11 protein-coding genes are annotated in these 12,835 nt (G+C 38.2%); 9 read left to right on the top strand and 2 right to left on the bottom strand.

Going from position 1 to position 12,835, the window contains the following annotated elements; translation table 11 throughout:
* Positions 1 to 4: 4 nt before the first annotated feature.
* Positions 5 to 1,042 (bottom strand): IS1595 family transposase, encoded by a 1,038-nt coding sequence (locus DPV92_RS01820; RefSeq protein WP_111353395.1) that lies wholly within the window; start codon positions 1,040 to 1,042, stop codon positions 5 to 7.
* Between the two features lie 131 nt (positions 1,043 to 1,173).
* Between DPV92_RS01820 and DPV92_RS01815 the strand changes: the two genes are divergently transcribed.
* From DPV92_RS01815 to DPV92_RS01800, 4 genes are all read left to right on the top strand, one after another.
* Entirely contained in the window at positions 1,174 to 1,506 is a 333-nt protein-coding gene (locus tag DPV92_RS01815) for a helix-turn-helix domain-containing protein (RefSeq protein WP_111353394.1), read from the top strand.
* 115 nt (positions 1,507 to 1,621) lie between these two features.
* Positions 1,622 to 4,144, top strand: a complete 2,523-nt coding sequence (locus tag DPV92_RS01810) for an N-6 DNA methylase (protein ID WP_318655603.1) — start codon at positions 1,622 to 1,624, stop codon at positions 4,142 to 4,144.
* A 201-nt stretch (positions 4,145 to 4,345) separates the two neighbouring features.
* Positions 4,346 to 5,437, top strand: coding sequence for an IS1595 family transposase (locus DPV92_RS01805; RefSeq protein ID WP_111353392.1), 1,092 nt, complete (start codon positions 4,346 to 4,348; stop codon positions 5,435 to 5,437).
* Between the two features lie 71 nt (positions 5,438 to 5,508).
* Positions 5,509 to 5,946, top strand: coding sequence for a hypothetical protein (locus DPV92_RS01800; RefSeq protein WP_111353578.1), 438 nt, complete (start codon positions 5,509 to 5,511; stop codon positions 5,944 to 5,946).
* 171 nt (positions 5,947 to 6,117) lie between these two features.
* Here the strand turns inward: DPV92_RS01800 and metF are convergent, their stop codons facing one another.
* Positions 6,118 to 6,996, bottom strand: coding sequence for a methylenetetrahydrofolate reductase (gene metF / locus DPV92_RS01795; RefSeq protein ID WP_111353391.1), 879 nt, complete (start codon positions 6,994 to 6,996; stop codon positions 6,118 to 6,120).
* Positions 6,997 to 7,235: 239 nt separating this feature from the next.
* Between metF and citD the strand changes: the two genes are divergently transcribed.
* From citD to DPV92_RS01770, 5 genes are read left to right on the top strand one after another with little or no spacing between them, the layout of a single operon-like run.
* Positions 7,236 to 7,523 (top strand): citrate lyase acyl carrier protein, encoded by a 288-nt coding sequence (gene citD, locus DPV92_RS01790; protein ID WP_111353390.1) that lies wholly within the window; start codon positions 7,236 to 7,238, stop codon positions 7,521 to 7,523.
* 8 nt (positions 7,524 to 7,531) lie between these two features.
* On the top strand, positions 7,532 to 8,407 hold the full coding sequence (citE, locus tag DPV92_RS01785) for a citrate (pro-3S)-lyase subunit beta (RefSeq protein WP_192574168.1): 876 nt from the start codon (positions 7,532 to 7,534) through the stop codon (positions 8,405 to 8,407).
* A gap of 12 nt (positions 8,408 to 8,419) precedes the next feature.
* Complete coding sequence (gene citF, locus DPV92_RS01780; RefSeq protein ID WP_111353389.1) at positions 8,420 to 9,922, top strand: citrate lyase subunit alpha; 1,503 nt, start codon at positions 8,420 to 8,422, stop codon at positions 9,920 to 9,922.
* 60 nt (positions 9,923 to 9,982) lie between these two features.
* The gene (gene citG, locus DPV92_RS01775; protein ID WP_111353388.1) at positions 9,983 to 11,365 is read left to right on the top strand and encodes a triphosphoribosyl-dephospho-CoA synthase CitG; all 1,383 of its coding nucleotides are present in this window, start codon (positions 9,983 to 9,985) and stop codon (positions 11,363 to 11,365) included.
* Positions 11,366 to 11,382: 17 nt separating this feature from the next.
* On the top strand, positions 11,383 to 12,834 hold the full coding sequence (locus DPV92_RS01770) for an anion permease (RefSeq protein ID WP_111353387.1): 1,452 nt from the start codon (positions 11,383 to 11,385) through the stop codon (positions 12,832 to 12,834).
* Position 12,835 lies beyond the last annotated feature (1 nt).

Genomic DNA, 12,835 nt, shown 5'->3' with positions numbered 1-12,835 from the left:
ATATCTACTGCCAAATCACTTCTTGATGAATAATTTTTCGTTGCCAATAACCGCACCATTCATTGTTATCGTTAGTGGTTTTCAAACATCGGCTTAATACATCAATAAACTGCGCTTTATTTGAGGTACGGCGATTATCCTCACGGTAGGCAATTTCATTAGCATAGTTAAGTAAGTATTCGTTGCTGATACGGTGAACTTGTCCGTAGTACATACGTTTGAAACAACTGAACAAACTTTCTGCCTGATTGTTTGTTACACCTAAATCGCTGCGATATTCTTCCTTATGGTTTACTGTTCTCAAGTTATAGTAAGGCAACAAGACATCATAAGCCGTACTTTCATCAGTATTAATTTGCGTATTCGGTTTAATGAATTTATCGGCAAAACTTTTCACTACCGATTGCGATTCCGTATGCGCCACAAAAATGTGAGAGCGTTTTGCTCCACAATGCAACGTATTACTGGCTTTTTCTTCTGGCGAATAATGTTCACGTGCAACCATTACACAACGTTTATCAGGATTATGATTTTCCTTTAAATGATAGTCAATGCGGTCAGATTTCTTATTTGCTTTACGTGGTGCAGGATGAACATAAGTACCGTCCATATCCACTACACCTGAAAGGGGTTTCATATCACGACTTTCCAGTAATGCCTTGCGGAATTTATGTGATAAAACAAATGCTGTGCGAGGATTAAGTTTTGCATTACGAGCTAATTGAAGGGAAGATAAGCCTTTGACGGCATTTACCCATTCCATTAAAGCATAGAGATAAACCTTAATCGGTTTCTTGCGATTAGCAAAAATAGTACCAGAAGTGACACTAAAAGTGTGAGTACAATGTTTGCAGCGCCATTGTTTACGTGTAGAAATATAATAAGGCTTGTGTTGTACCCCACATTTAGGACAAGTGATGAACTCTTTTCCACCCCATCTTAATTTACAAAGCAAATCATACGCTTCTTCTTCCGAGAGTTGTGCAATCTCGTAAGAAGAAAGCGTGCGAGCTTTGCTAGAAAGTAAGAAATGCTGAGTCATCGTCTTGTTTAAAATTTATGTTAATAGAGATTTTAAATATGCTCAAACGTGATAAAATGCGTTTGAATTTAAAACAAATATACGCTCGATTGCGGTATTTGTCAATTCTAAATTAGAAATGGAACGCTCAAATGTGCATATCAGAAAGATTAAGACAAGTTTGTGAAGCTAAAAATTGGAAAATTACGGACTTTGCAGAACAAACAGGGATCGCCTATCGCACGATGCAAGGTTATATCGGTGGTGAACGTGAACCCAATGCAGAAGGGATGTCAGGCATCGCTAAAGCTGGGGTCAATTTAAATTGGCTCGTTAGCGGTGAAGGTGAGATGTTTCAAGCGGTAGTACAAAAAAATGAAATGTCAGAGCAGGAAGAAAAACTGCTCGCAGACTACCGCTCTATGCCTGAAAACCTAAAAGATGCTTTCTCAATTTCTTTCAAAGAAATTTCCAATAAGCAGTAAATATTACTTGACATTAACTCAATAAGGAACAAAAAATGCCAACAGCCAACAGCCAACAGCCAACAGCCAACAGCCAACAGCCAACAGCCAACAGCCAACAGCCAACAGCCAACAGATTGAATCTACAAATAGCATAAAAGTAAATAATAATTACATTTTAGATTATATTTCTGGTATTCCTGTTAATGGAACCCCTGAAGAAATAGAATCTGTACAAGTCTTTTCTAAAATTCTAGTAGAAGATTATGGTTATCCTAAAGAATATATACAGACAAGACCTCAATTCAGAGTTAAAGGCTCCCCATCAGATATTTCATATAAATATCCTATTGATATTACTGTTTTCTCTTCAACCTCTAAAAATAGAGGGGAAGAATTTATTGTAGTGGAATGCAAGAAGAAGGATAGGAAAGATGGCATATCTCAATTAAAAGATTATCTAAAATTTTCTGAAGCTAAGCTTGGAGTATGGTTTAATGGTGAGGAGATTCATTACGTTCTGAAACGGATAAAAAATGGCTTAATTGAATTTGATGATGAATTAATAAATATCCCTAGATTTGGTCAGAAAATAGAAGATATAGGTAAGTTTAAACGTTCAGATTTGTTACCAACTCATAACTTAAAACATAAGTTTATTTCTATAAGAAATTATTTGGCAGGAAATGCAGTTGGTACAACCAGAGATGAAGAATTAGCAAAACAAATAATAAATATAATTTTATGTAAATTATATGATGAAAAATTTACCAAACCTAATGATATTGTAACTTTCAGAGCTGGGTATGATGAAAGTGATGATGTAATAGGAGAGAGAATTAAGAATCGTTTTAATGAGGCAAAGAAAATTTATCCTGATGTGTTAGATGAATCAGATTGCATTGATCTAGATAACTCATCTATAAGATATGTAGTTGGAGAATTACAAAATTATTCGTTAATGACGGCTCAAAGAGATGTCGTGGGAGATGCTTTTGAGGTTTTTATTCATCGAGCATTAAAAGGTGGTCAAGGTCAATACTTTACTCCAAAGAATGTTGTAAGGACAGCAATAAAAATCTTAGATCCACAACTTGAAGATAAAATCATTGATCCTGCCTGCGGTTCAGGTGGTTTTATTATTGAAAGTTTAAAGTATTTACATGAAAAAATAGAACGTAATGGCTTGGAATACAATTGGCCTCAAGAAGAAATTCACAATGAAAAATTAGCAAAAGCCAATATTAATTTTAGAGGAATTGAAAGAGATAAGTTCTTAAGTAAAGTTGTTAAAGCATATATGGTGATTATGGGAGATGGAAAAAGTGGCATCTTTTGTGAAGATAGTTTAGAACGCACTCAAAACTGGAGTCCAAAAACTCAATCTAATATACAATTAGGAGTTTTTGATATCTTACTAGCTAACCCTCCATTTGGTTCAAAAATACCTGTTAAGGGAGAGGCTAAATTATCGCAATATCCTTTAGGGCATAAATGGAAATTAAATAAAAATAACATTTGGGAAAAAGGACAAGTAAAAGATAGTGAAGCTCCTCAAGTATTATTTATTGACAGATGTTTAGAGCTAGTTAGAGAAGGGGGAAAACTCGCTTTAGTGTTACCAGACGGAATATTAAGTAATCCTACAGATGGGTATATTGTTCAACATCTACTTAAAAATACAGAGATTATAGGTTTGATTGATTTACCTATGAGTACCTTTTTACCTTATACTCCAACAAAAACACATTTATTATTCCTTAAGAAAACAAATAATCCTCGTAAGGATTATGAATTTTTTATGAGCTATGCTAAAACTTGTGGACATGACAAACGAGGAAAAGAAATTAATGAAGATGAGATACAATTGATTCCAAAACACCTAGAAAAATTAAAGAAATCCAATAAATGTGACAAACATTCGCATTTAGGGTGGCATATTAATTTAAGTCAAATAAAAAATAACATTCTCTTACCAAAATATTACAATCCTGAAATTGATAATGAACTAAATAAATATATCGAAACAGGAAAATATATAATTAAAACTTTTGGTGAGTTGGAACAAGAAAAAATTATAAAAATCAAAAGAGGTCATGAGGTTGGTAGCGATAATTATGGAACAGGTGAAATTCCTTTTGTTAGAACATCTGAAGTGTCCAACTGGGAAATTGCGGCAGATTGTACTCATTGTGTATCTGAAGAAATTTATCAAAAATATAAAGATAAGCAGAAAATAAAGGCTGAAGATATATTAATGGTTAATGATGGAACTTATTTAATGGGACGTTCGGCAATGGTTACTGACATTGATGAGAGAATTGTTATTCAAAGCCATTTTAGACAAATTAAAGTGTTAAAAAAAGAAGTTTTATCACCATATCTACTTCTAGGTCTGATGGGATTAGAAGTCGTACAAAGACAAATTGAAGCAAAATCTTTCAGACAGGGAACTATTTCAACATTGGGAAACCGCCTTTTAGAAGTTAAGATTCCAATACCAACTGATGATATTCTTAAAACAGAGATTATTAATAAAATTCACTCTATTATAAAAAATAAGAGGGATGCTAAATTTTTAGCTCAGTCATATTGTTTAATAGATAAAGTAGAAAATTTGATGGGTATCCAAAACAAAGCCAAAATAGGAAATTTATAATTACGGGAGCAACCTCGAAAGGGGTTGCTTTTTTTCTTGCAAATCGATCAAACTTTGATCTAAAATCCTCTCGTTTTGAGCAAATCTTCTCGTTTTCTTTTTTTCATATTTAATTCGTTCAACCAATTTAGTAAGAGAAACATGACTTATTGACTACAAAACAATAAGTTGAAAGTTGATTATGCACGTTGAACGAAAAAAATGAAAAACAACAAGAAAACATCACCACTTTTACTTTCTGCACTTCGCAATCTCTCTGCGTTCGCTATTTACGATTTATCAGATACCGAAATTCTCATTCTGCTTAAAAACGCCCGTTGGGGAAACTCTCATTGTTTTCATACTGTTCAATGTCCTCGTTGTCAGATTGAGCATAAAGCCTATTTTATTTCTTCTCGTAAGCAATGGCAGTGCAAGCATTGCCAACATCGTTTTTCTGTAAAAAGTGATACGATTTTTCAGCACACTAAACTTTCCCTAAAAAAGCTACTGTTATCGGTTTATTATTTCACTATCAATAGTAAAGGGATTTCTGCGCTTAACTTATCTCGTCATATTGGTGTGCAATATAAAACATCATGGGCATTACTACATAAATTTCGTGAAGCAGTTGAAAAAACGCAAGATTACACACCGCTCACGGGCATTATTCATATTGATGGTTGTTATGTGAATAACTACCTTCGACCAAAAAATTTTAAACATAAGCGAATTGATAGACGTAAGAGATGCCACCAACGTAAAGATAAATCCTGCGTTATGGTTTTCCGTCAACAAGCTGCAAATCAGGAAATAATAAAAGGAGCCGACCGCACACTCGTTGCGTTAGTTAAAGAGGAAAATGCTAATGATATGTTTGCTTTAACACATCGCTTAGTCGTACCAAAATCTACAATTTGTGCTGATGAAAATCCTGCTTATGATGGCTTGGAATTTCACTATGACTTATGTCGCGTAAATCATTCACAAGAGTATTGTTCGATTGACGGCACCACCAATAATCTAGCTGAATCCTTCTTTGCAAGATTTAGAAGAATGATTATGGGTGTGTATCATAAGATGGGAAATAATTACATGATGCACTATGCAAATGAAACCGCATGGCGTGAAGATTTTCGTTACCAGTCGGATAAAGACAAATTCGACAACGTATTAAAACGCTGTTTGAAAGCCAGACCTTCACGAGATTTAACAGGTTACTGGCAGGGAAATAAGAAGCCTACGGCAAAATTCGGATTAGAAAGTTTGTGTTTGGAAGCCTCAAACGATAACCAATATTTAGCCGTAGCCTAAATAATTTAAAACAACATAAGGAACAATGATGGAAACTATGACACACGCCACTTAATGTGGATTTAAAAAATATGGACTATGAAACCTTCAAAACTTTTATGCGTGAACTGGCTCAGATGTATTCAAACGTAAAAGATGATGCCTATCTGTTGTTCTATCACAATTTGCGAGACCTTGCGAAAGAAGTCGGTACTTTACCCCGTAATCCGCTGATATTTTATGGAGCCTATGAAATCGCTAATAATCAGGTGGTCGTGGCGATATTTGAAATGCAATTTACCGATGAAGTGTTTGAAACCGAAGATGGGAAACCTTATCAGATGCTTTCGATTATTAGCAGTTTTGCTGAAGATAAAACCTATCTACGTTGCCCGACTAAAATTAGAGAACACCTCACTCAACCTGAATACGTTGCTCTCTGCGAACAGGCTTACCCTGCAATGATGGAACAAATGCTGCTAGAGGAGCAACGAGAAAGACTGTTTAGAAGAAAACGGAAAAGTGAGTAATGGAAAAATAAGTAGAATTCTGTAAAATACATTTATAAAAAATAATGCCCTTATTGAAATAAGGGCATTTTTGTACGGTTTTGTTTAAATTTTGGTCTTTGTGCAACTGCTACATAATACCGAAAATTTTTGTAAAATCCGACCGCTTATTTTTATTATTTTTTCTGATAATTAAGGTCTGACCCCTAAAGTATGGCAAATCGCATAGGTTAATTCTGAGCGGTTGAGGGTGTAGAAGTGGAAATCTTTCACGCCTTCTTTCGATAATACACGAACCATATCCATTGCGATGCTTGCAGCAACAAGGTTGCGGGTGGTTGGGTCATCATCTAAACCATCGTACATTCGGTGCATCCAACTTGGGATTTTCACGTTAGTGATTTTTGCCATTTTCTGAAGCTGTTTGAAATTAGTCACAGGTAAAATACCTGGCACGATTTCAACATCAATCCCTACATTCACACAGCGGTCGCGGAAGCGAAGGTAGCTGTCGATATCAAAGAAGAACTGGCTGATAGCTCGGTTCGCGCCTGCATCAACTTTGCGTTTTAAGTTGATTAAATCGGCTTGTGCTGATTTTGCCTCTGGGTGAACTTCAGGGTAAGCAGCAACTGAAATGTCAAAATCTGCTACTTCTTTTAATAGAGTCACTAAATCGGACGCATAAAATGGTTTTTTCGCGTAGCCTTCTGGCTCATCACCGCGTAAAGCTACGATATTACGGATGCCGTTATCCCAATAATCTTTGGCAATTTGGCGTAATTCGTCAGGTGTTGCATCAATCCCTGTTAAGTGTGGTGCCGCAATGAGTCCCGTCTCTTGTTGAATACTTTTCACAATGCTATGCGTGCGATCACGTTCGCCCGAATTTGCCCCATAAGTTACCGAGACAAATTTAGGTTTAAGTGGTGCAAGACGAGCGATAGAATCCCATAGTAAATTTTCCATTTTTTCATTTTTAGGTGGGAAAAATTCAAAAGAGACGTTAATTTTTCCGTTTAAATCTGCAATGTTTTGGTTTAAGTGATCGATATCTGTTGCAAAGCTCATAGCTACCTCTGTTATGCTGTAAAGTCGAAATTAATTTCACTTTAAATGGATTAATTTATTAAATCAAGTTCCTATTTTTAGGATTTAATATGAAATATATTCATGTAGAATATTTTTTTGATATACATCAATAGTACCACTTTATTATTAGATTTTTGATAAAAAATCAGTAGAATGCTTAGGTATTGTTTTTTCACTGAAATAAACCACTTTTGTTAATTTGAAATAAGGAACGCATTATGCAGATAACCAAAGTTGCCGTAGCTGGTACATTAGAATCTAGCGATGCACAAGTGCGAATTGCACCAGCTAATACGCTTGAAATTGAACTTAACAGTTCAGTAGGTAAACAATTTGGCGATGATATTCTTGCCACTATTCACGATGTGTTAAAACAGTTTGAAGTCTCAAACGTCCAAGTGATCGTGGAAGATAAAGGCGCATTAGATTGCGTGCTTCGTGCAAGATTAAAAGCAGCATTATTACGTGCAACCGATGAACAAATTAACTGGGAGAAGGTGCTATGAACCAACCAATTAAATTAAGAAGAAGTATGTTGTTTGTGCCAGGTTCAAATGCTGCGATGATCAGCAACACTTTCATTTATAAACCTGATGCCATTATGTTTGATCTTGAAGATGCAGTTGCGTTAAAAGAGAAAGATTCAGCCCGTATCTTAGTTGCTCACGCCTTACAGCACCCACTTTATCAAGAGATTGAAACTGTAGTGCGTGTAAACCCATTAGATTCTGAATTTGGTTTAGCTGACTTAAATGCCGTTGTGCGTGCAGGCGTTGATGTGGTGCGTATGCCAAAAACGGAAACCGCACAAGATGTAATTGATATGGATCGCGAAATCACTGAAATCGAAAAAGCGTGTGGTCGTGAAGTGGGATCAACCAAAATGTTGGCAGCAATTGAATCGCCATTAGGTATTACCCAAGCAAACCAAATTGCGATGGCTTCTAAACGTTTAATCGGTATCGCATTAGGGGCAGAAGACTATGTGCGTAACTTAAAAACTGAACGTTCTACAGAAGGTATCGAGTTATTATTCGCTCGTTGCTCAATTCTCCAAGCTGCTCGTGCCGCAGGCATTCAAGCATTCGACACGGTTTACTCAAATGCAAACAACGAAGAAGGTTTCTTAGCAGAAGCAGCGTTAATCAAGCAATTAGGCTTTGATGGTAAATCGTTAATTAACCCTCGCCAAATTGAGTTACTTCACAACTTATTCGCACCAACACAAAAAGATGTGGATCAAGCAAGACGCATTATTGACGCAGCAGAAGAAGCTGAACGTAACGGTTTAGGTGTAGTTTCATTAAACGGTAAAATGATTGATGCACCAATTATTGACCGTGCGAAACTCGTTCTTGAACGTGCAAAATCTGGTATCCGTGAAGAGTAAGGGGAATAAAAAATGACAACTCGTGAACAACGTATCGAAAAATTCAATGCAGGTCGCCCAGTTTATCAAGCGGTGCCAAAAGCAGAATCTCTTGCACGTACAGCAAAAGACCGCAAAATTTGCGATAGTCTTGAAGATGCTATCCGCCGTTCAGGCTTAAAAGATGGAATGACCGTTTCATTCCACCACGCTTTCCGTGGCGGTGATTTCGTAGTAAATATGGTGATGAACAAAATTGCGGAAATGGGCTTTAAAAACTTAACCTTAGCTTCAAGCTCGTTAATCGACAGCCATTTTCCAATTGTTGAGCATATCAAAAATGGTGTAGTCACCAAAATTTACTCATCAGGTTTACGCGGTCAATTAGCGGATGAAATCTCAAAAGGTATTTTGGCTGAGCCCGTAAACATCCATTCTCACGGTGGTCGTGTTCACTTAGTAAAATCAGGGGAGTTGAAAATCGACGTTGCCTTTTTAGGCGTGCCTTGCTGTGATAAATTCGGTAATGCAAATGGCTTTACAGGCAAAAGCAAATGTGGCTCATTAGGTTACGCTCGTGTAGATGCGGAATATGCCGATAAAGTGGTGTTATTAACTGAAGAGTTTGCGGAATATCCACACCACCCAATTAGTATTGCTCAAGATCAAGTAGACTTAATCGTGCAAGTTGATGCGGTAGGTGATCCGAAAAAAATCGGTGGTGGAGCCACCCGTATGACAACCAATCCGCGTGAATTATTGATCGCACGTAAATGTGCGGAAGTGATCTTCGGCTCTGGCTACTTCAAAGAGGGTTTCTCACTTCAGACAGGTTCTGGCGGTGCAGCACTTGCGGTAACCCGTTTCTTAGAAGACAAAATGGTACGTGATGGCATTACGGCTGATTTCGCTTTAGGTGGCATTACCTCAAGTATGGTGGCGTTACACGAAAAAGGCTTAATCAAAAAATTGATCGATGTGCAAAGCTTTGATGCAGTCGCTGCTGAATCACTTGCACGTAATCCAAATCATATTGAAGTATCGGCAAACCAATATGCAAACTACAGCTCAAAAGGGGCTTCTGTTGAGCGTTTAGATGTGGTGATTCTTTCAGCACTTGAAATCGACACCAAGTTTAACGTGAACGTGTTAACAGGTTCTGATGGTGTGATCCGCGGTGCTTCAGGTGGTCACTGTGATACTGCCTCTTCTGCCCAAGTGGCAATTATTGTTGCGCCACTCGTTCGTGGTCGTATCCCAACGGTAGTGGAAAATGTGATCACTTGCGTAACGCCAGGTGAAAACATTGATATTCTTGTAACCGATCATGGTGTTGCCGTAAATCCGAAACGTCCAGATTTAATCGAGGCATTAACCAATGCAGGCATTCCGTTATTCACGATTGAGCAACTTTGTGAACGTGCTTACAGCATCACAGGTAAACCAAAAGAGATTGAATTTACTGACAAACCAGTTGCGGTAGTGCGTTATCGTGATGGTTCGGTGATTGATACTGTGTATCAGGTTAAAGAGTAATTTGTAGGGTGTGTGAACCAAAGATTCACGCCCGCAATACATAAAAAGAGCGGTCAAAATTTGCAACATCTTTTCAAAAAATTTTCCCTTGAAGGGCAGGAAATTTCACTTGAGCAACTTTTAGAAGCCCGAGAAAATCGTGCTAATCTTCAACAACAATGCCTTGAACAGTATGGTGAAACGGTACTTTCACTAACTTTGCTTGCAGTTGGGGGAATAAAGAAAAATGCTTTGCTAGATTTTGTTTTTGCAAAAGCACTAGAAAATTTGACCGCTTTATTTGGGACATTGGGCGTGCAACCCACCGCCCAATTTATTCGCCGGTTAGAAACAGGGCACGAAGCGTTATTTATACTGCCTATTGAAGCAATCTTGCTTAAGCAAGCAACAATGCAGCTAGAGGATAGTTCGCCACTGGCTCGCTTGTGGGATATTGATGTGATCGACCGTCACGGCAATTTATTAAGTCGTGCCGATTTTGATTTCTCACCTCGTCCTTGCTTGGTTTGTAATGAGAGTGCGAAAAACTGTGCTCGTTCGCGTAAACATCATATTGATGAGATTTTTGCAGAGATGCAAAAACGGGTGCAAGCGGTTGATTTTGCTGATCAAATTGCAGAATTGGCTTACGCCGCTTTGCTGAGTGAAGCCAGACTTTCGCCTAAGCCAGGTTTAGTAGACAGTATAAATAATGGTTCGCATAAGGATATGAATTTGCATACCTTCGAACAAAGTGCGTTGGCGTTAAAGCCATTTTTTTCAATCTTTGTATTAGAAGGAATGAAAACCGCTGAAGATCCAAGTTCGCAAATTCTCCGCCAAATTCGGCCACTTGGTTTGCAAGCAGAACAGGCAATGTTGCAAGCAACAGAACAGGTAAACACCCATAAAGGGGCAATTTTTGCTTTTGGCTTGGTTTGCACGGCAATAGGTCGATTATATCAGCAGCATCCTGTGGCAATAAACATCGACCAGATTTGCGAAATGGTAGCAGAATTTACCCAAGGGCTTTGTGCTGAATTGCAATATTTCCCGAAAAATCAACCGCTTACCGCAGGCGTTCAGCTCTTTCAGCAATATGGTTTAACGGGAGCAAGAGGCGAGGCAGAAAGCGGTTTCGCTTTGGTTCGTCAGACTATTGAGTTTCTATCAAGCAAGCGGGCTAGCTCAACCGAACATCAATGGCTAATGGCGTTGGTCTATTTGATGGCAGTGAACCCTGACACCAATGTCGTACATCGTGGTGGAATGGCAGAGCTGAAATTTGTACAGCAAGAGGCAAAAAAATTGCTGGATAATCCAAGCATATTGCTGAATGAAATCGAACTAAAAAACAATTTGAGCCAACTTGATCAGGCGTGTATTGCTCGTAACCTCAGCTCAGGGGGCAGTGCAGATCTGTTGGCATTACTGATTTTCCTTAAACATTATCTTAAACTTTAATCTTTTAGAGGTGATCTATGGCTTTATCTAAAGCTCAGAAAACTGCAGTGTTGGTTGCCATCCCTGTGATTTTCTTCTTGTTGCCTGCACCAGAGGGACTGTCTCTGATTGCGTGGCGTTTGTTAGGTATCTATATCGCAACTATCGTTGGTTTGGTGATTAAACCATTCGGTGAGCCAGTCTTATTATTGGCAGCAGTTGCCGCATCTGCAGCAACTATCGGTAATACCGAAGGGGCAAAAGAGCTTGTGAAAGTGAGCCAAACACTTTCAGGTTACCAATCCGGTACAACGTGGTTAATCTTTACCGCATTTACGCTAAGTTCTGCATTTGTGATTACTGGTTTGGGTAAACGTATCGCATACCATTTAATCAGTTGGTTAGGTAGCACTACACTTCGCCTTGGTTATGTGAGTATGTTCTTGGATTTATTATTATCTCCTGCAACACCATCAAATACAGCACGTGCAGGCGGTATTGTTTTCCCAATTATGAACAGTGTGGCGGTAGCATTAGGCTCAGATCCCGAAAAATCACCTAAATTAGCGGGTCGCTATTTAATGATGAACGTGTATATGTCGGTAAAAACCACCTCATACATTTTCTTAACTGCAATGGCACCAAACGCATTAGCATTAGAGTTGATGTCGCCAATTTTAGGCATCAAATTAAACTGGGTAGAGTGGTTCTTTGCCGCTTCTGTACCAGGTTTATTATGCTTATTCATTATTCCATTTATCTGCTACATCATCGCAAAACCTGAGTTAAAACAAGTAGATAACAAAGCAATCGCGAAAAAAGGCTTGGAAGAGTTAGGTCCAATATCTTTCCGTGAAAAAGCATTAGCGGTGTTATTCGTTTTAGCGTTATTAGGCTGGATCTTCGCAGATTTCTTACACGTTAACGCAACTACAATCGCGTTAATCACCATGGTACTTTGTATCGTGTTAAGCATCGTATCCTGGGATGATGTGCGTAAAAACAAAGCAGGTTGGGATACCTTAATTTGGTACGGTGGTATCATAGGCATGTCTTCTATCTTAGAAAAAGCAGGCTTCTTCAAATGGTTAGCATCAAGCCTTGAAAGCTATCTCCAATTTGAAGGTCAAGGTATGTTGGCGTTAATGGTTATCTTGTTGTTAAGTGTTTCTGTGCGTTACTTATTCGCATCAGGCGGTGCTTATGTGGCAGCAATGGTGCCAGTATTTGCAACGGTGGGTAAAGTAGCAGGTGCGCCAGTTGAGTTATTAGCATTAGGCTTATTATTCTCTAACTCTTACGGCGGTTCTGTGACTCACTACGGCGGCGGTCCAGGTCCAATTACTTTTGGTGCGGGTTATAACGACATCAAATCTTGGTGGATTGCAGGGGCGGTGGTTGCATTCGGTAGCTTAATCATTCACGCAACTTTAGGTTTAGCATGGTGGGAATACCTTTTCGGTGCAGGCATCTTACCTTCAGTAAACTAAT

This window comes from Pseudohaemophilus paraphrohaemolyticus (genome assembly GCF_003253115.1).
GTDB lineage: Bacteria > Pseudomonadota > Gammaproteobacteria > Enterobacterales > Pasteurellaceae > Haemophilus_A > Haemophilus_A paraphrohaemolyticus_A.
The sequence above is the reverse complement of the archived record's forward strand: the minus strand, read 5'-3'. Positions and strand labels throughout refer to the sequence as shown.